Source organism: Leptolyngbya sp. FACHB-1624 (assembly GCF_047649235.1).
In the GTDB taxonomy this organism is placed as follows: Bacteria; Cyanobacteriota; Cyanobacteriia; order Leptolyngbyales; family Leptolyngbyaceae; genus Leptolyngbya; species Leptolyngbya boryana.
Genome location: NZ_CP180258.1, coordinates 2,554,691 through 2,574,480 on the forward strand (window position 1 = coordinate 2,554,691; position 19,790 = coordinate 2,574,480).

Here is a 19,790-nt window from a genome sequence, read left to right on the forward strand (position 1 = left end):
GACGGATTAAGACGGGTTCTTATCCAGGGTATCGCGCTGGCGCAGTAACTCAACACCTCGTGAGGTTCCAAGTCGAGTTGCTCCCGCCACGATTAACTCCAAAGCCTGCTCTGCGGTACGGATTCCACCAGAAGCCTTAATTCCGACTCGGTCTTGTGCAATTTCTTTGAGAAGGCGCACATCTGCGACCGTTGCCCCCCCTGTCCAACCTGTACTTGTTTTCAGGAAAGCCGCACCTGCATCTAAACAAATTTCTGCGGCTGTGCGTTTTTCCTGTTCTGTTAAAAGCGACATTTCTAAAATCGTTTTGATCGGACATCCGGTCGCTTCTCGGATTTCAGCGATTTCTCGATGCACAGCGTCGAGGTTCCCAGATTTAAGCCAGCCGATATTAATCACGACATCTAATTCGCTCGCTCCATTTTCGACCGCATCTTGTGCCTCATAAAGTTTGACGTTTGAGGTGTTTGCACCGATCGGAAATCCGATCACCGTTGCGACGCGCGGTTGTTTCGTGTGTAACAGATTGGCGGCTTGCTTAACATGCACAGGCAGGACACAAACCGAGGCGAACCGATAGCGATCGGCTTCTTCACACCACTGCTCGACCTGCACAGGCGTCGCGATCGGGGCAAGCAGCGAATGATCGATAAAGGGCGCAAGGTCAATATCGGAATAAGGTTGAGTCATAACGCACTGTTTTCAGAAAGCACACCTGTTTCAGGATCGCATAAAACAATCCGCAGCTCAGCGAACTGAACTGCGGAACTGAAAGCAAAACATTGAAACATCGAAACTCTTTGGCTAACGGGTTCCTGACCCGCCTGTTCCTTTAGGAGGATCGTTGGGTTCTGGATCGAAGCTGTTCTGTAATGGTTCAGCCAAATGACGGACAGTGGAGTGAATCGAGATGGATGCAACCGGACTTGCATCTTGAACTTGTGCGGATTTTGAACCATTGGTAGATGGACTGCTTTCTGCTCGAACCAGCTTCGAATCATCCATTATCAGTAATACACTCGCAGCCAAAGTTGCCGTCAGTGTAGCCTTTAGAAAAGTACTCATGGGCAGCAACCTATGAAGATAGAGTATCTACGGTGGTGGACTCGCTTCATCATCTTGACCACTATTCTACGTGATCAAAGTAAACGAATCCAGTGTTTACACGGTGGAGTTATTGCTTCTTACATAGGTTGAGCTGAGAAAAAAGTCGATACCTAAGTGATTGTACGCAGATAAAATTATCGATTTTGAACATCATGACAAGTCAACCCTGAAGATAAATGGAAGTGGTTTCTTACCCAATCTGAGTGACAGAAGTTGTCGAACTGAAATTGTGCAATCGTTAGAATGCCCAATTGTCGAAAAAATCTGAATACTGTAATACCTTACCCATTAATTTTTTAAACCGTGTCCGGGGAATTCGCTAAAAACTATTACTTTGGTTAGAGTATTTCTACAAAAGTTCAACTAACAGAGCAGAATGTGCTAAATGACAACCGCAAAAACGATGGTTTTTAAAGGAAACGTTAGGATTCTCTTATGTCAATCGCTAAAAAGCTGAAAGCGAATCGAAATCGTAGCCTAGAACTCACAGATTTAGATCGCGATCGACTCCGACCGCGATTGATTTCTATCGAAAGGCTGAGTTCAGACTTGAGAACCGGAACGATTCAAGCGGATAGCTTAGAGATCGCTACTCTGCTGCCGACTGGATTTGTAGATCTGTTAATTCTCGATCCGCCCTACAATTTGACGAAGAATTTCAATGGCTTCAAGTTTGAGCGTCGTACCGTCGAGGCATATACCGAGTGGCTCGATGCTGCGATCGTTCAGTTCAAGCCTTTGCTGAAACCGACTGCTTCGATCTACATTTGTGGCGATTGGCTGTCTTCTGCTTCGATTTTCACGGTTGCTGCGACTCATTTTATTGTGCGAAATCGCATTACTTGGGAACGTGAGAAGGGGCGAGGAGCCAAAACCAATTGGAAAAATTCCAGCGAAGATATTTGGTTTTGTACGATGTCTCACGAGTACACCTTTAATGTCGAGGCAGTGAAGCAGCGCCGACGGGTGATTGCGCCTTATCGGACTCAGGACGGAACGCCGAAGGATTGGCAAGTGACCGCACAGGGAAATTTTCGCGATACTCATCCCTCGAATTTTTGGACAGATATTACGATTCCGTTTTGGTCAATGCCGGAGAATACCGACCATCCCACTCAAAAAAGTGAAAAATTGATTGCAAAATTAATTCTCGCCAGCTCCAATCCCGGAGATTTTGTCTTTGATCCGTTTCTTGGCAGTGGCACAACTTCAGTCGTCGCAAAGAAATTAGGACGGCACTACTTAGGAATTGAGCAGAATGAAGAATATTGTTTATTCACAGAGCGCCGTTTGGAATTAGCAGAGATTGATCCGAAAATTCAAGGATTGGCAGACGGTGTATTTTGGGAGCGCAATACGTTAAGAGAGCAAGAGATTCGCATCAGTTCTATAGAGTAATTGCAAAGTGTTCAGCATAAGTACATTGATGCACTCGAAACCTTGCGAGAGGAATTGTTAAGCTGTGTTTCAACTTGCGGCACTCCGTAACAGATGAGCAAAACAGGCGTGATACCATTGCTATCGTAGCTTTTAAGAAATTGGGAGAAAACCTTTGACACTCCGGGTTGCAGTTGTAGGCGGCGGACCTGCTGGATCATCCGCAGCAGAAACGTTAGCAAAAGCAGGTATTGAAACCTATTTGATCGAACGCAAGTTAGACAACGTAAAACCCTGTGGCGGGGCTATTCCCCTCTGTATGGTGGCTGAGTTTGACTTGCCAGAAGAAATTATCGATCGTAAAGTTCGCAAGATGAAAATGATTTCCCCGTCTAACGTGGAAGTCAGCATCGGCAGCACTTTAAAAGACGATGAATATATTGGCATGTGCCGTCGCGAAGTCTTAGATGGCTTTTTACGCGATCGCGCAGTGGCTTGTGGCACGAAGCTGATTAACGGCACGATGCACAAGCTGGAATTGCCAACGAGTGCAAACGGGGTTTATACCTTACACTATGCGGATCATTCCGATGGCAACTTAGAAGGAAAAGCGGCAACCCTAGAAGTCGATCTGGTGATCGGCGCGGATGGGGCAAACTCACGCGTCGCAAAAGCGATCGATGCGGGTGATTATAACTATGCGATCGCGTTCCAAGAGCGAATCAGTTTGCCAGACGACAAGATGGCGTATTACGAAGACCTGGCAGAAATGTATGTGGGTGATGATGTCTCTACAGATTTCTACGCTTGGGTGTTTCCGAAATACAACCACGTTGCGGTCGGAACCGGAACGATGTCGCCCAACAAAGCAGACATCAAAAAGCTACAAGCTGGAATTCGTGCCCGTGCGGCGGCAAAGCTGAGAGGCGGTAAGATCATTCGCGTCGAAGCGCATCCAATTCCAGAACATCCCAGACCTCGGCGCGTTGTCGGTCGCGTTGCCCTTGTTGGCGATGCAGCAGGAACCGTAACGAAGTCTTCTGGTGAAGGAATTTACTTCGCTGCGAAGTCAGCGCGGATGTGTGCAGAAACGATCGTTGAATTTTCCGAAAACGGTCGTCGGATTCCCACTGAGGCAGATTTGAAAGTTTATCTCAAGCGGTGGGATAAGCAGTATGGTCTGACCTACAAGGTGTTGGATATTCTGCAAACCGTGTTCTATCGGACTGATGCAACTCGCGAAGCATTCGTCGAAATGTGCTCGGATATCGATGTTCAGAAATTGACCTTCGATAGCTATCTCTACAAAACGGTTGTCCCGGCAAATCCGCTGGTGCAATTAAAGATTACGGCGAAAACAATCGGCAGCTTGATTCGCGGCAATGCGTTAGCGCCTTAAGTTGAGCAAATAAATTGTAAAGAGCGATCGTACAGTGCTGTACGATCGCTCTTTTTTAACGACTTCAACTTGAATCTTTGAGAAGAAGACGATACGCGATCGCATCTTCTCTAACTCTAACTCAACTTTACTGAGTGCCATTTGCTCTTGAGAGCTAGTAACTTTTGCTTATAAATCAGTGGATGTCCTGATTGTACGATTCTCAGCGAATCAGGACATCCATGATTGAGGCTTATGTAATTTTCAAATCCTGTTTACTTGCGATTTGAAAATTGCACACACTACTGCTTTTGAGCAGGAGCAACCTTTGCCGCAACGTTGACTGTCTTAACGCCTTTGATCTCCTTGGATAAAGGCTCAATCTTATTGAGCTGATCTTGAGTTTGTACGGTCCCAGAAACAACGACTGCACCATCTTTCGCTTTAATCGCTAACTGACCATTGGGAATATTCGCTTCCAGCTTGCTGCCGACTTCTCTTGCTAGATCACTATCAGCGCGATCAGTATCTCCGCCCGTTGCATTACTCCGTTGTTCGCGAGCGCGAATATCAGAGTTCAATTGATCTCTTCGCACTTTGCTTGCGGCATCGTTCTGATTATTTTGGGCAGTTTGATTCGTCGGAACTTCCCCAGTCTTCTCAGTCGAATTGGGAGCGCTTTCACTCGTTTTTGATGAATTGCTTTCACAAGCAGCGACTCCAAGTAGGAGAATGCTGCTCAGCGCTAGCGTCATTATCTTTTTCATAGGTTTATTTCTCTAGAATTACAGTCTCAACACAAGTGAGAAAGCATCGTCAAAGCCGCACTAGACCGTAGCTATCTCACCGTCTGTTTTATCGAACCGCAGAAGTCGGAGAAGAGTAAATTTCCCAATCGTGAATGCCTCGATGCTTGAGAATAGATTCAGCCTGGTGAATTTCTGCGTCTGTTCCATCGACAATCACAAGATATTCTCCACGAGTAACGTAATCGTGGTAAACCCGTGCTCGATCTTCTGGAATTCCCAACCCGATGAGTCCACCAAGCAGCCCGCCTGCCGCAGCTCCGATCGCTCCACCTGCCAAGGTCGTTGCGAGTGTTGTTGCTGTCGCGCCTGCTAACAGAATTGGTCCTACACCAGGAATTGCAAGTGTACCCAGTCCAACAAGTAAGCCTGTTAGACCCCCAACTGCGCCGCCTGCTGCTGCGCCTGTCTTCAATCCTTCATCAACATGAGTGGTTTCAGAAAGATCCTGAACATGTGTTTCCCCGATATGACGACTGTCTTCCAATCGATCGGTGTTTCGCCCAATCACCGAGACGCGATCCATCGGAAATCTAGCATCCCGCAATTCAGTTAAAGCCTGTTCTGCTGCTTGAGAAGTGGAAAAGACACCAACGGCTCGTCTATGGTTCATTACAGCCATGTTTTCCTCCTGCTTAATCACATTTTGTAGTTTGTGATACCATCTTCTTGTTTCAAAAGCATTGAGTCGTCACTCGCAAGGGATATGCTTCCGCTTCAGAAGGAGGAACGTTGCATCTTCTCCCCGCACTCTACACAGTGAACGGGAGGAACTGTGCTTAGACTGATGAAGGTCTCACAACTGGAGGACGGGTAGCGGGTCGCTGGAAAACGATCGGTTCACCGTTGAACAAGCCTGTTACGTTTTTATTTGGGTAGGTCTGCTTATTCCAACGGAGGTTGTCGATCGCTTGCTGCTTCGTCCAGTCCGGTTCAAACCCCACTCGCACCCCATTCCAAAACAATTCATACCCCAGCTTTTGTCCGTTGAGCATTCCTTCAACTCGCTTCTCAGGATAAGCTTTCTTGTTGTATTGCAGGTTATTGATTGCCTGTGCAATGCTCCAACTTGGTTCAAAACCGACTCGCACCCCATCCCAAAATAATTCATACCCCAGCTTCCTCCCGTCGAAATAGCCTTCGACCTTTCGGTTGGGATAAGTCTTTTTCGCCAATTCCAGGTGAGTGATTGCATCTTGACGTGACCATTTCGGTTCCGTTGCCACTTGTACACCATCTAAATAATACGCATATCCTTTTTCTCCCAAATGGCGGTCGTCTCCTAAGAAGTGGCCGTCGGGTAAGTTCAAGCTAAACGCTTGTTGTTGAGTCGTGCCGATGCGTTTCACTGCACCTTCCAGTGTGGCAGGTGAGCCAGGTCTAAAACAGCCTTCTACCCGAAAACGACCACTCGGAGCGTTGATTGTGAAAACCGGACACCCGCCTTCAGGCGGCAACAGCGTTCTTTCACTCGTGATGTTATTGGATTGGGCGTAGAGTCCATAAGCAACGGGGGGTTCTTGTATATCGGCGCAGATATTAATGCCGAGCGCTTGAGTACATTGAGCTTGAGGTGCATCTGCTTGTGCAGCTTGAGGTGCTGAGAGTGTCAGGACTGGCACACTGATGCTCAAGAGGGCTGTGGCTTTGAGTACAGCATGACGAAATTGAGATGTTAGAGTGACGCTCATGTGGGAAGCTCCTTTCTTAGAGTCTTGAAAGCCTGAGTTAGAGGGGCTTTCGTAGTTGATGTGTCTAAGTTATTCGGTTTGCTTCCGCGAGTCGATAAGGGTAAATTAAGGAAAGTTAGGGATCTCAGGAATCTCAGTTAAGGTCAATTGTTGTAGAAGTTAAAGGGACACGCGGCTCGCCAGGAAAAAGTCATAGCAAGCGGCGATCGTAACGTCTACTCAATCAAGAAGCTTTCAGACCTAAAAGCGTGAATCGCTTACAGATTTCCATAAAAAATTCGACCCTTTGTCGAACAGAGCAAAGGGCCAAGAGATTGGCTTTGCCCACCTTTGAAAGATTTAATTTTCGGCTCTAGGGAGACTTCAGAAAAGTCTCCATTTGGATTTACTAGAACCAGGAAGGGCGAACGAGGGGACTCGAACCCCCGAGTGGAGGAACCACAATCCAAAATTGATACATATGGCTCTAGTGGTTAAAACGCTGAAAAGCCACCCCTAGACTGACTTTAAGGGCGGCTTAAATATCCTTAACTGTGCCAAATTATGCAGCAATATCTACTGATTTTTGCTCACATCTTGCTCATGGGGGTGATGGTCGGTCAGGGTTGAGCATTGCGCGATCGTATGCGCGTTGATGCACTTCATCAGAAATCCAATGGTGATACTGTTCCGAGTGGACAGCCAGGGAATGCCCCATTTGAATTGCTGCGAGTTCTACGGGCAAGAAGTCGATCGAGCGTACTGCCCAGCAATGCCGCAGATTGTACGGTTGCGAGATTCCGTACCGCTTAAACGCATTCGTCACTCGATTTCCCAAAGCTGAATTTGTTTTCCCCGTGACCTGTGGCAATAGGGAAACGTCCCACAAGTGCCATTTATCCCACCATTCGGGGTAGAGTGCCCAAACCCTTCTAGCGCCCGTCTTGCCGCCTCCGTGAAGGTCGTCAGTCAATGTGAGGACGGGACTATCGCGCAACCGTTCTAGGTCGATATGGAAAAGCTCATGATTTCGTAATCCATAACAAGCCATGACCCCAAAAGCCCATTGCCATCGCTCATGGTCTATACGATCGCGCCATTCGCTGATCTCCTTATCAGATGGCAAGTCTCTCGGGTTCACCCGTTTAGGCGAATAGTCCCCACGTAAATCAGCCGCATTAAATTCAATGCCTGCAAATTTAGCCAACTGCCCTAGTGCCATGCACCGCCGTTGCCGATTGCGCGTGTCTGGAGCCGTCTCAAGGATTGATTGACGCAAGATTTCAGCAGTGAGCGGGATATCCGGAGGCAGTTGCCCAAAGGGTTGTTTGTAGTCGGTTTTCCATGTGGTTTCAGATTTTGGGGTGCGCGATCGACGGTTGAAATATTCGATTTCGTAGCGCTCAATCCATGCTGAAACTGTATCAGATTCAGGCTTCTTGGTTTCTACCCAATCAGACCATTGGAACTCACGACAGGCGATTTGTCCCGATAGTTTGCGCGCTTCTGCTTCTGCGCGTTTTAGCCCTGCCGGATTGTTTTGCAGCCCCAACGAGATGTACTGCCATTTAGGGGAGCCGTCGCCCGTTTTAGTTGGGACTTTTGCTCGCAATGACAGCACAGAACCTTTGCCCCGCGCCTCGATCGTCACGCCAAGGTTAGCCGCTTTTAGACGGGCGTTGACCTGTTCTATCGTCATTTTTCAATGGGTAAGTTTTGCGCTTCTCAGGAGGCATACAAAGCTGTTCTTGGCAGCGATTGACGTGGAATTGCAGCGTAGGTCGTCTTGAGCCATTGGGCGACACATCGCGAACGTGGAAGCCCATTTTGAACATACCCGCCCTATACAAGTCTCTCAATTTTTCGGCAGGCAAATCAAGAGCGATCGCAGCTTCGCCAGTAAACATCCAGGTCTTCATTTGTGGAAATTCTTATATAGGAGTTTGGGGAGAGCGGAGGTAATAACCTACCGCTCTCAGTGGAGAAGAACTTAATCGAGGTGCGGCTGATTCTTCGTGTCGCTATCATCTGCAATTGAGATCGCGACGACATCAATAATTACTGGGGCGCTTTCAGAAGCTGATGGGCTTGCTGGTTGAACCACTGCCCGACGCTCAATTACCGGAATCTCACAAAGTACCTTCTCTTGAAGCCGTGCCCTAGCCGCCTCGATTGCCTTTTCTCGGTACATCCAAGCAACGGCTTGGTCTTCTTGCTTGATGCGGTCTAGGCAAGTTTCGTAGATGCGAGCTTGATTCCCGCGTGTTCCGACCTTTCGAGCGACAAACATCGATAAGCCAATTTTCTTAAGTAGCTTTCCAACGATTTCGATCGGGGTGTGTCGCTTGCGTCCCTTAGAATCCTGGTATTCCTTGGCAATGTTGAAGCCAAAGTAATACCGAAGTTCTTTCGCAAAACTTAGCGCCCATTGTTGAATGTTTAAGCAAAACTCATCAGAGTTTTGAAACTGGCTCCCACGAACAGACAGAGCGAGAATCCCGCTCTGCTTCAGAAGAAAAGCTTTCATGTGTCGCTTGGGTAGCCTGTGGGTGAGTCCCAATTCATTGCCGCAAACCTGAGAAACCAAGTCTAAATCGAGTTCCTTGGATGCCTCTAAATTCTCGATCGCGGCTTGCATTTCCGCGCCCTGTCCTAGATTGCCTTTGGATTTCGTTAGAAGCCAGAAACAGTCTTGATCATCGTCGAAGGCAATACCGGGGTAAGCTTCCCGGTAAATTGTCTTACGCGCTCGAAACTCATCATCTAGGCTGCATTCTGAAGCGATAATCTTTTGGGCATCCTCGATCGACTCGCAAGCTTCAGATCTAGCAATCCTTCGGGCATCCTCAAGATCAATATCCTCTTGAATTTGAGAGAGGTTAGACGCTTCGGTTTTATCGGTTCCCCATTCAACGGACAGTACCGTATGACCAACTTCGCGCAGTACAGAGGTTAAGTACTCTTGAGAAACCGCCTTTTGTGCCCCTCGTAGCGAGACCATCTCGGAGTAATAGTCTTGAGCCGCTAACCGCACCGCCATTTTGCGATCGTCGGTTTCCTCTAGTGCCTCGATTGCGTAGTGGTTAGAGAATGCCGCCCGTTCCCGTTCAAGTCGTTCCTTAACGTTTGCGGGTCTCATTAAGGATTCATCGCCTGATGTCAACACAAACTTGGGAACACAAACGAATCGATCTACTGAAGGACGGTAGCGACCTAACATCTGCATCCAACCGTCAGGGTCAATGGCTCCCACAAAGAAGCCGTAAACCCCATCAAAAGCACCTTCCTGGGTGATCGACACGCCAGTTTTCACACTCGGAGAACAGATCAGGACATCCGGTTGAACCGTCCGAAGAAACTCGTCAGGATCATCGAAAAACTTGATAAAGCGTCCTTCTCTGTTGGTTTCAGAATCGATTCTGATAATTCTTTTTTCTGGGAACTGAAGCGCAATCCTACGGGCGATCTTCTTACTAACAGTTTGCGAGTCAGTGAGGATTAGCTGTTTCTTGGATTCTGCATCGTACAGAAGTTTGAGCATGAAACCGTCTAGGCGACCGTTCCCAAGATCAACATTCCATACTGCATTGTGGCGATGATGCTTGAAATATCGGATATCGTCTGATCCAGAGTACTTTTTGAGCAGTTCTACAGATCGAGGATGGATTTCAGCTTCAGCCGCAACGATCGCGCCATTGAAGCCAGCAGTAAAGCAAATCTCCGAGAACCGATCAAGGATTTCCGGCTGCTTGCTTCCAAGCGTTCCACCTTGAATCAGGTAATCAAGACCTTGATTAACCTCATCTAGGACGATCAGGAGGGGTCGATCTGTAAGGAACCCTTGGGGGATTTTTAGTAGCGAGTTAAAACACACAGCCGCGCCATGACGGGCTGAAATATCTCGACAGAACATGGCGTAGCCCTCGGCAGTCGTTAGGTCGTAGTCGGAACTGTGGGGGATATCCGAGAGTTTCGCGCCTTGCGCTCCAAGACTAAGCAACGGGTCTAGCCGTAGGACGTTTCCGCCGCTCTCAATCCATTGCCGTACCAGCTTATTGATGCCCGTGTAGGACTTACCAGCGCCCATGTTTGCTTCGATCAACGTGATCGAGCCGACTGGGATATCAGACGGCAACTCAGGCAAGTAATCGCCTTGAGTATCACGATCTGGCTCAATTGAGAGTGTTTTCAGCCGTTGGATGATGTTTCGGTACTGCTGAGAGATTCCCGTTACTTTCCATTCGGTAGGTGTCAGGGAGATCTTCATAGTCTGATGGAGCCAATCAGTTCCCATTTTCACCGTCGCATCGTCAATGCCCTTGCCGCACGACTCATGCCATACAGCAATACGGACTTTGCAGCCAAGTCTCTCTAGCGCTGCGGAGAACTTACGAATCTCGCGTGAAACATTTCGTACTGTCTTAGTCTTGCTGTCTTGGTCAAAGACGATCGTGATCTTCCGTCCCTCTGCTGCAAACTCACGGATCAACGGGAAAAGCTCAGTAGTTCCTTTGTAATGCCACATGGACACGCCACGAAGCGAGATCGCAGGGTAGCCTTCCTGGGTGAGTTTGACCGCTTTTTTCCAGCCCTCGGTGATCACAACGGGAATGTTGCAACGTCTCACCCAAAACCAATACGTTTCACCTTCCAAGGGACGTGAACTGTATTTCTCGTAGGTCTTCTCCGCAACTTCATCGGTCACGAAAGGGAGGATCGGATGTCCTTCGGCTCCCTTGGGTGTTTCGTATTTGACTGGCTTTCTTTGCTCAAAGTCAAGCCGGGGGAATCTTGGCTTGAAATATGCAATATCGCCCGTCCCGCCGTTGAGAGTGCAGCCGAAAGTCAGCCAGCCGCCTCGTCTAGCAAATTCGTAAGTCCTGAGTAGATAGCGTGCGTTGGAGTCAACGTAACGGACGGCATTGTGCCGCTTCGTTTGGGCAAACTCGATTATCGGTTCGATCGCCGCGTCTCCTTCAATAATCTGGAAGTTGAGGGAGAGCATCTCATCAGAAATACCGGAGGACTTGATATCGGAAGTCGCCCAGTCTTGCAGCGTTTGAGTCTTGCCGCCGATGTCAGTTTGAGCATATCGAGAGGAGTTACGCCCGAACCCCCGAAACGCAGTAGAATTAGAATTGTTTGAGTCTAAACTATTGACCGATTGAGCAAAAAAGTCTACCATGTGTCGTATACCCGCTATGGGTGATTTGGTTTGATAAGTCGGTCGCTTGCAGGCTGAATCCGACTTAAAGTTTTTGAGAACCGCGTGAAGGTGTCACCCTTCTACGCGGTTTTTTGCTTTGCCTAGGGTTTTCTGCGACGAGACTCAGCGAGACGCGCCCAGTTGTCTAGCTTTTCGCGCTTATCTTGAGTGCTGCAATGCCAGTAGAGAACGGTATCCGGCTCGTTTCCCCACACGCGAGCAGTATCGGACATCTCCCACCGCCGTTTTTCAGCGATAAGTTTTTCGTCTGGCGTTCTGGGCTTGCGTCCGGTTGCTTGAAATCTACGGGCAGCCGTTAATTTTCTCGATCGAGCTGACATGTTAAAATCCTCAAATAATGTGAATTCGCCCCAAGTACCCTAGTTAGGGCTTGGGGTTTTTAGTTGCGACAGATAAATCTCAACCGCTTGATTGACGATCGCATTGCGACTCATGCCGAGGTTGTCTCTAGTCTCGTTCAGCTGAGCGAGTAAGGACTGCTCAAATCGGATTGATGTCGGTGCTTCTCTCACTTGTGCTTGCATGGCAAAAAGCCTCTTAGGTATTACCGAGCTTAGTTAAGCATCGATTCGGTAAAAGTGTATGGATTTTCTGGAATTTTCCAAAAACAAGCCCCTTTCCTGAGTTTTAGGGGCTTCATGGGTTCCCTAGGAATGACTAGGGTGAGAGCAACGATCAAGGCGATGAGGAATGGTCGCCTTGATCGTTGCTCTCGGTGGGAGCCTGAATCTCGGGTAACGGTTTGTCAGATTGTTGTGAGTCCTGCTGACTCTGTTTTAGTTTCTCTCGTCTTCTAGCAACCATTCTCATAATGATTGCCGAGGATTCCGGGGATAGTTTCATTAGAGCTTCCTGCTGTATATGTGAAACGTTCAAAATAAAGCCCTAGACACCCGACGCAGGCGATCTAGGGACTTGCTTTGGCTACCAATCGTTGTCTGGGTTAACCATTTTCTGTTCTGGTTCCGGTCTGCTTGGTAGTGGATTGATTTCGCCTGTCGGTTGCGTTGTGATCTCTTCGTCTGGTTGGGCTTGCTTGAATTTACGATCGCGGGATATTGCCTCGCTGCCATAAATCATCAGGAATTGGATCGACTCCAATAGATGCCCCTCCAGATCGGGATAGTGCCGCCATAAAGAATTGAGAGTCGCTTGTAGCTGATTGGTGATTGTGACGCTGATTCGCTTAGCTGACGGCATTAGAGCGATCCTCCCATGTGCGCGATTTGGTGCATTGCCATTGCTGTTTGAAAGTCAGGCTGATCGATCAGTTCGATTGAATTCTTTTTGCTCCAAGAGTCAATCTGATCCTGACTCAACAGCATACGCATTAATGCCGCTCCACCACCGACCAGAGCAATCTTGGGAATAAGATCGTAATCCTCAGTGGATAGCCGCAACTCAGTCTTGACGCTCACCGCAGCGTCTTCGATACGAGTCTTCAACACTTTCAAGTGAGTCTTGAGCAATGGTTTAAGGTCAATCCCCCGCAGCGTGGTCACACCCTCGCTTAGCCTTGAACTCAACCGCTCTGCGCTTGGGGGAGCCGATGCACCTGATTTCTTCACCGCCGCAAGGAACGATGGGTCATTAAGCAAACCGTTCAGTACAAGATTGCATCCGCCCAGGTCGCCACCCATCACAGGAGCGATCGCAACCTTGCTAGATGCACCGCGATAAGCCGCAAGGATTGTCCCAAATCCGATATCGATCAATCCGTTGAATTTGCGCTCAGACTCCAGCAATACCGCACCCTCAAATGCCGTAGAAACACTAGAGACGGTTGCTCTATAGGTCTTTCCGTTGACAGTAAACCCAGTACAAAGAGTCATTATCTCGCTCTTAATCTGAGTCACTAGAGCATCGCTTGAAAACGGGGAGCTAACAGTTAATCTCATCTCAATATCACTGGACAATGGGCGAGTTTCTGAGATTTTCTGAATAGCTTGTGCGATCACGATCGACAATCCAGCAACCTTATCGCCCGTTCGTAGTGGAGTGCTGACAGTTCCTTGAGTCATCCCGATCGCAGCGTCACCACAAACGTAATGCTTGCCGCTAACTTCAATCACTCCGTCAGTATCGACAGAACGGATCACACTCGGAATCTTGAACGGGCTTAGCGGAATGCCGTTCACACTCACAGCGATCTTTGTTCCAGAGTTGCCCCGGTCGATCGCCATTAGCAAAGAATCCGATGCCGTCGCATCTACTCGCGTTGGGTCTTGAACAGTGGTCAGGTGCATTTGAAAATCTCCATTTTTCTGATGATTGACTTAGAGCATCTATTCGCATCGTAACGCAGCGATTTGATGTCTTTTGATGCTTTTAGCATAGCATCGATTAACTGTAAAGTGCAGCGATTTGATGCTATATAGGTGATTTGTAGAGCGGTCTAATTTTGGTAGCGTGGTAGCATTTCGGTAGCGGTAGCACGGTAGCACTCGGTAGCGGTAGCATCGATGCTACCGAGTGCTACCGTGCTACCGCGCTTTTTTGAGTGCTACTGCTACCGTGCTACTCTGCTACCGCCCCTTAGTTACTGCTAGGAAAAAAGCTTCCGTCATTCTCTAAAATTTCTCCTTCGAGTGTCATTAGCTCTAGGACAAAGCGCACGTCATCTGATGGCATTCCTCGCACTGGCTTACGGCAGCGGTTGACGAAATCTTTTACCTTCATCCCTTGCGGATTTTCCGAGAGAAAGCGTTTAATCTCTGCCCTGATTGCGAGTTCTGACGAGTCAATTTCACCCCCGTCTGGGACGACCTGATCGGTGTGGTAGAAGTCTTCGACCGGGTGTTCCGCCTCGTTTGCACTCAGAACTGACTCAAGAGACTGTCTACGCGATTTTGTTTCTGAACTTGCAGGAACATCTCGAACCAGGTCGGGATAGACCGGGGTGATTCCCCACGAATTTGTAATCGAGTCGAAGAATACGCGCCCGGTTTCGTTCAGTTGCGATTGCGTTGGTTCACCGCTAAAGAAGGTCGATCGATTGGCAATCAAACCTTGATTCGACTTTGCCAGTAACAGCACCCGACGATAAACGTTTCGAGTACCGCCACTGATACCAAAATCATCAGTATTGGGCGATTGACTGACTAGCCAGCCGTACTGTTTAGAACTCCGTCCCATTGAGCAAAGCGCGTTAAAACCTGCCATCAGTCCTTTGAACCACTTCCCGGTCTTTTCTTTCACCGCGAGGGCTTCATCAAAAATCAGAAGCTTCATGGGTGCGCGTGAGTTTTGGAATTCTGCGATGAAGTTATCGATCGCGTCTTGAATCCCCTCCATGTCTTCAGTAGGCGTGAACGGACGAATGGGACATTTCAGCAAGCGATCGCACCTTTTCCAGTAGTCCGCCTCTGTCGGGTCCGACTTCGGATCAATCGCCCAAATCTGGCAGTCAGGGTGAAGCTGTTTGATCCAGCGAGTGGCATACGCGATCGTCAGTCCTTTACCTGCTCCTGGTTGCCCGACGATCAAAGTCGATTGCAGATGTTCAGCGAGTGATTTAGCAATGTCCTCAGAGGCTTGATTTTGAGCCGTAGAAGCGACGGTTTGAATCATTGGTGAGGATTTCACCTCTACCGCATTCAATCGGGTATTCGTCCCAATTGTGGGCACTGCCGCAGGTTGAAATGATGAGATCGCATCTTCGGCTTTGATTGCGCCTGCGCTCTGTAATCCGTACTGAGGGAATCGCTTCGATGCTTCTGGCAGATGGCTTGTATAAATCGCGGGATTGCCCAAAACATCTCGCAATGCTTGGGGATTTGCAAAATAGCTCTGAATTGTACCCGCGAGAAACGCATCAATGAGGAACTGATAGCAAGCCCATCGCTGTGTTGGGTGGACGTGGTTCATTGCACTCAGCAATCCTTCCGGTGAAAAGTGGAGTAATTCATACTCAACCTTTTCGCGATCGCTCAAGTAGGCTGCATCTTCTCGAATTGAATCGCGTTGCCCCTGTATTGCAGTGACATCGTAAGCGTTTCCGGTTTCGGTTGAACTGGACAACTCAACATCACGCTCGGCTTGGGTCTTGCTGGATAGCGGCATGATTTGAACCTTGCCAGTTTGCAACCATTGGGCAAAGACTGCCATCGAATAGGCAACGGCTCCACCTGCGACAACAAGAGAACCTAACGGGTTACTGAGAATGAGTAACGCTCCTCCCCCTGCAATACCTGCAAGCCCTGAAACTTTGCCAACGCCTGCATCAATCTTGGATGTCTTGATCTCATTGCGTAGGGTATGTTTGCGGGTTTCGATGAAATTCAGTGTGTCGCCCATCTCCAGTAAGGTTGCAGGGAGAAGCTGATCATCGTGCATCAGTTGCGGATTAAACTTGCTTAGAGCCATTTGATTTGCCTCACCGGGAAACTTGAATGGAAAAGAGGGGAGTGTGATGGCTCCCCTTTGTCGTATCTATGCAGATTCGGATTTGTTGGCAGAAGATTTTCTAAAGTTCAGGATTTTGGGGAAGCGCTTCGAGTCTCCCTCGGCTTTGATAATGTCCTCATTGGCTTGCCAGAGTGCCACAAACTTCTCTGCGGCAAAGACATTGATGTAAGTCCAGATAGCAGAAGTGACGAAAGCGCTAGGACTAAGCAACATGAACCGATAAAGCGGTGCGACGGCTGATGCAATGTCCACAACATAGGAAGCTCGAACCACACCCGAAATCTGCTTGTGATTCGCTGTACCCGCTTGCTTGTAGGCTTTTGCTTCAATCTTCACCACGTCGATCGCTTCTTTTGGGACATCACCCACTCGGAAATTCTTCACCGATTCATAGTCCTGCTTAGCCTTGGCAACTGACTTCTTACCACGTTGTAAGTTAGCTTGAACGCCTAGAATGACGATCGAGATAATGCCCGTCACGTAGAAGTTAGGATCAGCAAATGCAACGCCGATGTTCTGGATGTTGCCATTGTTGGGCGAGAATGGTTTCGGCATGAATGACGGGTGAGTTTCAGCAATATATGAGCCATCAAAGTTGCCCGTCTTAGAGAAGTGATTGCCGATCGCTAACGCCTGCCAATAAGATTCGGCACTACATAGCCAGAAGTAAATGGCGATGGAACCGAGAAAGATTCGCTGCCCTCCTTTTGGAGCCGTACACCATTTGTAAAGTGCGGCTGGACGGGAGAAGAACCACGCGATCGAGTCAGCAAGCGAACCGAAGATTTCATCGGCAGTCGGTTCAGTGTTGTGATTCGATTTGGGCTGAGTCGAATTTGATTGAGTCGATTGAGGTTGAGAGTTACGCAGTGCCATTGGAATTGCTCCTATTTGAGTAGTGGGTGATCGGGGTTATTGCAGACGGTTGTATCTGGGGTAAATTTGCGATCGCGCCAAATTCCTGCACAACGCTCGAATTTGTCGAAAATCAATCGGGTCTGCGTTGGTTGCGTCTTCCAAAATGGAAGCCCTGGCTTGATTTGCTCTCGTCCGACATCGTTGATAATCAGCCGATGAATGTTCAACTGATCTGCTTTCTGAAATGCGGTAGCCTCTCGGTCTTGCGCGTCTGCCTGCTTCTCTGCAATTTGGGCGCGCTGCTCAATCTCTGCGGTCCGTAGGTCGGTTTGATGCTGCTTACCCGCTCTGAGAAATAACTGACTGCCACCGATTGCAGCGGAGAAGATTAACAGACCTAATCCAAGATTTCGAGAACCTTTGTAAAGCTGTTTGTATAAGCTCACTTCGTCCTCCGTTGCTCGACTTGGGGAATATCAACGCGAAATAGAACGCCCTGATCACGCACCCAGTAGCCAGCGACGAAAGCAAGCAGGACGCAACCAAATACGAAAATCCCGCTCATCATCGATCCATCGTCTTTGTGATAGCTCATGATTTTCTCCCTACTGGATTAGCCAAGCGATTAATGACCAACACTGAATCGGGTCTGTCAGAGTCGATAAGCTTTCCAACGCAAACAGCATTGGGTCGCTTTCCGTCTCGTTTTCCATTGAAGTTTCAACGCCATCACCGATCGCGTCCGAAACGCTCGTCCAGAAATCATCTTGTAGCCCAGATTTCAATCCCCAAGCATGAACCGCCAACACTGCGACCAATGCCGATTGATCGTTCTCAGATAAGCTGCAATTTCCTGCTGCATCCTCAAATCTTTCTGCAAATTCCTTGATTTCGGGCAGGTCGTAATTTCCGCCGAAATAGCCAATAGAGTCAGCCATAATGAAAAAATCCTCAAGTGATTTGTGGGATAATGCCGTCCGATGATTGCGAGTCTGGGGACGGCATTTTGATTAGTTGATCGGCAAGTGGTAGCTTTCACACTTCAACCGCTCGATATCTGTGGGCTTGACGCGCTCCATTTGGCTCATTGGGTGGAAAGTCGCAAACATACGCAACTGTGCGCGATCACCCTGGACCGCCACAATCTGATTACGGGCAAAGGCTGATAGATGCGATGGGCACTCTCGCCATCGGACAAAATCGCCAACTCTAAACATCCGCCGCGCCTCCGGGAAAGTTTTTGCAATTGAGAAATGCAGCGAGTAGCTTAAACGCCAGCGCATACACGTCCTGACCAGCGCCAGGAGTGAAATCTGGATCAATCGATTGAACCGTCTGAACCGCTGGATAATCGCCATTGAGGGCACGTTTAGCGCAGTTGAGAGCGATCGCAGAATAATTAGGCATTTTGGTTTTCCTTGGGTGATTGATTAGCCGAGTCATCGCCTGAGTATCTTGGGATTGCCACAGAGGCAAAAGCGCTTGAGAGTTTCGCTTGATCACGTTAAACAAGGTCACTCACAACTCAATACGCTTAGGTCTTTCTCCTAAGAGGAACACCCACTTAAGGGCTGTAATTTTGAATCTTGGTTGTGTTCAAGGCGGTTGCAATCCCGCTTTAACGTCCTTTACCAGTCACCCCGGACGATTATTTAAGTCTTTCTGTCTACGAGGGGCATCCACTGAGCGAACCCTCCGTCAGGGACTTTCACCCCCGCTCAGGGCTGTCTCTCCCCTCGCACATTTATATGATACATCAAGTGATGTCACTTGCACATCACTTTGACATCATTTGATTCTATGAATATAGACGGGAGCCATAAAATCAAGTGATGTCACATATATACTTATTGATGACTATACGGAGTAAAGTAGAGAAGATGATCGATAATTGATGAGGATTAGATAATGACTGCCTGTAGAGATGGCTTGGTACTGCTAGAAATGCCAAAAGGACAGAGATTCACGTTTACGATCGAGCCTGATTTATACGAGCCGTTACGGATGCAGGCTAAGAAAGAACGGAGATCCATTGGATCTCTGCTTAACTTCCTAGCGTCTAAATACCTGGAAGACCAGCAAGGATTGGAGATTGAAGCGACAATCCAGCACGGCGGAGATCGGAAATCTACTCAGGCTCAAGAGGGAACCGCAGAATGAAACCGTTAAGAACAGTCTGAGCAGTACCGAGTTTGGTGAATGCAAGCTGTCAGAATTGATTGAACTACGGGGGATGGTTTAATGAGTCAGAGATTGAGAGAACTACTAGAGGCAAGAGATCGTAAAGACTTTGGGGAATATCGTCGCCTTACCGCAGGGCAGATCCTTGAGGAGGCGATGAATAATGCTGATCGGATAACTGCCGAATCTGAAGCCAGATCTCTCGGTATCAGCGAGAATGATGCATTACTTCCAAACCAAAAAGACCAGAGGATGAGTCCCAAGAGTGAAACCGCTAACCCCTGCCCAAAACCTGATCGTTGAATTTGCGATCGCAAGTCTGCATTTCCTCAAGGAATGCGCTTAAGAATATCGATGCCAGATCGACGAGTTGACAGAAGACCAGCTAAGAAATTACGCAACATCAGCCCGCGCAAAAAAGTAGCGCCTAAAGAGTCTGCATTTTGTAGACACCTCAACGAATCCCCCAGATCGGCGTGACTGATCTGGGGGATTCGCTTTGGATTGAGTTGATGTCCGGACGGTGAAGCTGACAATCTCCCTTCCTGAAAATCTTGAACCAGACCGCATCATGAATGAGCAGAATTTGAGAAACGCAAATGGGCAATGGACGAATACTTTTTATTGTCGCAGTGCTGATTGGCTCGACCTGGTTAGGTAGCCTCGTCGGTCGCCAGATTGGAAATAAATTGCTTGGGTCGGCATTTGGATTTGGTGTCGGCTGTTATGCCGTCGGAGCCACCAAGAAAAATTAACAAAATCCCCCGGCAAGTAATTAT

General features: G+C 48.4%; 24 protein-coding genes. 4 read left to right on the forward strand and 20 right to left on the reverse strand.

Going from position 1 to position 19,790, the window contains the following annotated elements; all coding sequences use genetic code 11:
* Positions 1-6 precede the first annotated feature (6 nt).
* Together deoC and ACMUEV_RS11820 are read right to left on the reverse strand one after the other, a co-directional pair.
* Positions 7-690, reverse strand: a complete 684-nt coding sequence (gene deoC, locus ACMUEV_RS11815; RefSeq protein WP_017288892.1) for a deoxyribose-phosphate aldolase — start codon at positions 688-690, stop codon at positions 7-9.
* A gap of 114 nt (positions 691-804) precedes the next feature.
* Positions 805-1,005 (reverse strand): hypothetical protein, encoded by a 201-nt coding sequence (locus ACMUEV_RS11820; protein WP_148664733.1) that lies wholly within the window; start codon positions 1,003-1,005, stop codon positions 805-807.
* A gap of 537 nt (positions 1,006-1,542) precedes the next feature.
* Here ACMUEV_RS11820 and ACMUEV_RS11825 point away from each other — a divergent pair.
* Positions 1,543-2,505, forward strand: a complete 963-nt coding sequence (locus tag ACMUEV_RS11825) for a DNA-methyltransferase (RefSeq protein WP_017288890.1) — start codon at positions 1,543-1,545, stop codon at positions 2,503-2,505.
* A gap of 154 nt (positions 2,506-2,659) precedes the next feature.
* Complete coding sequence (gene chlP / locus ACMUEV_RS11830; protein WP_017288889.1) at positions 2,660-3,883, forward strand: geranylgeranyl reductase; 1,224 nt, start codon at positions 2,660-2,662, stop codon at positions 3,881-3,883.
* On the opposite strand, the gene ACMUEV_RS11835 is transcribed toward chlP, so the two are convergent.
* The 18 genes from ACMUEV_RS11835 to ACMUEV_RS11920 all read right to left on the reverse strand — a co-directional run bounded on the left by ACMUEV_RS11835 (position 3,872) and on the right by ACMUEV_RS11920 (position 18,237).
* Positions 3,872-4,024: a hypothetical protein gene (locus ACMUEV_RS11835; RefSeq protein WP_190652070.1), complete on the reverse strand. Its 153-nt coding sequence runs from the start codon at positions 4,022-4,024 to the stop codon at positions 3,872-3,874. The genes chlP and ACMUEV_RS11835 overlap by 12 nt on opposite strands.
* A 140-nt stretch (positions 4,025-4,164) precedes the next feature.
* Positions 4,165-4,629 carry a BON domain-containing protein gene (locus ACMUEV_RS11840; RefSeq protein ID WP_190652069.1) on the reverse strand — a complete coding sequence of 155 codons (465 nt, stop codon included), beginning with the start codon at positions 4,627-4,629 and terminating at the stop codon, positions 4,165-4,167.
* A gap of 88 nt (positions 4,630-4,717) precedes the next feature.
* Complete coding sequence (locus tag ACMUEV_RS11845; protein WP_190652068.1) at positions 4,718-5,290, reverse strand: signal transduction histidine kinase (STHK), LytS; 573 nt, start codon at positions 5,288-5,290, stop codon at positions 4,718-4,720.
* 157 nt (positions 5,291-5,447) lie between these two features.
* Entirely contained in the window at positions 5,448-6,359 is a 912-nt protein-coding gene (locus ACMUEV_RS11850) for a hypothetical protein (RefSeq protein ID WP_190652067.1), read from the reverse strand.
* A gap of 580 nt (positions 6,360-6,939) precedes the next feature.
* Entirely contained in the window at positions 6,940-8,037 is a 1,098-nt protein-coding gene (locus ACMUEV_RS11855; RefSeq protein ID WP_190652066.1) for a site-specific integrase, read from the reverse strand.
* Complete coding sequence (locus ACMUEV_RS11860; RefSeq protein WP_190652065.1) at positions 7,997-8,257, reverse strand: DNA-binding protein; 261 nt, start codon at positions 8,255-8,257, stop codon at positions 7,997-7,999. The genes ACMUEV_RS11855 and ACMUEV_RS11860 overlap by 41 nt, the downstream gene beginning before the upstream one ends.
* 71 nt (positions 8,258-8,328) lie before the next feature.
* Complete coding sequence (locus ACMUEV_RS11865) at positions 8,329-11,523, reverse strand: DUF3854 domain-containing protein (protein ID WP_190652064.1); 3,195 nt, start codon at positions 11,521-11,523, stop codon at positions 8,329-8,331.
* 122 nt (positions 11,524-11,645) lie between these two features.
* Positions 11,646-11,885 (reverse strand): hypothetical protein, encoded by a 240-nt coding sequence (locus ACMUEV_RS11870; protein WP_190652063.1) that lies wholly within the window; start codon positions 11,883-11,885, stop codon positions 11,646-11,648.
* A 39-nt stretch (positions 11,886-11,924) separates the two neighbouring features.
* Positions 11,925-12,089, reverse strand: a complete 165-nt coding sequence (locus ACMUEV_RS11875) for a hypothetical protein (RefSeq protein ID WP_190652062.1) — start codon at positions 12,087-12,089, stop codon at positions 11,925-11,927.
* Positions 12,090-12,489: 400 nt separating this feature from the next.
* Complete coding sequence (locus ACMUEV_RS11880; protein WP_190652061.1) at positions 12,490-12,765, reverse strand: hypothetical protein; 276 nt, start codon at positions 12,763-12,765, stop codon at positions 12,490-12,492.
* Positions 12,765-13,811 carry a ParM/StbA family protein gene (locus tag ACMUEV_RS11885; protein WP_190652060.1) on the reverse strand — a complete coding sequence of 349 codons (1,047 nt, stop codon included), beginning with the start codon at positions 13,809-13,811 and terminating at the stop codon, positions 12,765-12,767. Before ACMUEV_RS11885 ends, ACMUEV_RS11880 begins: the two co-directional genes overlap by 1 nt.
* Positions 13,812-14,100: 289 nt before the next feature.
* Positions 14,101-15,930, reverse strand: coding sequence for a hypothetical protein (locus ACMUEV_RS11890; RefSeq protein WP_190652059.1), 1,830 nt, complete (start codon positions 15,928-15,930; stop codon positions 14,101-14,103).
* A gap of 66 nt (positions 15,931-15,996) precedes the next feature.
* Positions 15,997-16,848, reverse strand: a complete 852-nt coding sequence (locus tag ACMUEV_RS11895) for a hypothetical protein (protein ID WP_190652058.1) — start codon at positions 16,846-16,848, stop codon at positions 15,997-15,999.
* 11 nt (positions 16,849-16,859) lie between these two features.
* Positions 16,860-17,276, reverse strand: a complete 417-nt coding sequence (locus tag ACMUEV_RS11900; RefSeq protein ID WP_190652057.1) for a hypothetical protein — start codon at positions 17,274-17,276, stop codon at positions 16,860-16,862.
* Entirely contained in the window at positions 17,273-17,425 is a 153-nt protein-coding gene (locus ACMUEV_RS11905; protein ID WP_190652056.1) for a hypothetical protein, read from the reverse strand. The genes ACMUEV_RS11900 and ACMUEV_RS11905 overlap by 4 nt, the downstream gene beginning before the upstream one ends.
* Positions 17,426-17,435: 10 nt before the next feature.
* Positions 17,436-17,768, reverse strand: a complete 333-nt coding sequence (locus ACMUEV_RS11910; RefSeq protein WP_190652055.1) for a hypothetical protein — start codon at positions 17,766-17,768, stop codon at positions 17,436-17,438.
* A 72-nt stretch (positions 17,769-17,840) separates the two neighbouring features.
* Positions 17,841-18,047, reverse strand: coding sequence for a hypothetical protein (locus ACMUEV_RS11915; RefSeq protein WP_190652054.1), 207 nt, complete (start codon positions 18,045-18,047; stop codon positions 17,841-17,843).
* On the reverse strand, positions 18,040-18,237 hold the full coding sequence (locus ACMUEV_RS11920) for a hypothetical protein (RefSeq protein ID WP_190652053.1): 198 nt from the start codon (positions 18,235-18,237) through the stop codon (positions 18,040-18,042). The genes ACMUEV_RS11915 and ACMUEV_RS11920 overlap by 8 nt, the downstream gene beginning before the upstream one ends.
* 501 nt (positions 18,238-18,738) lie before the next feature.
* Here ACMUEV_RS11920 and ACMUEV_RS11925 point away from each other — a divergent pair.
* Together ACMUEV_RS11925 and ACMUEV_RS11930 are read left to right on the forward strand one after the other, a co-directional pair.
* A complete protein-coding gene (locus ACMUEV_RS11925; protein ID WP_190652052.1) occupies positions 18,739-18,990 on the forward strand; it encodes a hypothetical protein in 252 nt (83 codons plus the stop codon).
* A gap of 620 nt (positions 18,991-19,610) precedes the next feature.
* Positions 19,611-19,766, forward strand: a complete 156-nt coding sequence (locus ACMUEV_RS11930) for a hypothetical protein (RefSeq protein WP_190652051.1) — start codon at positions 19,611-19,613, stop codon at positions 19,764-19,766.
* The last annotated feature ends 24 nt before the right edge of the window (positions 19,767-19,790 follow it).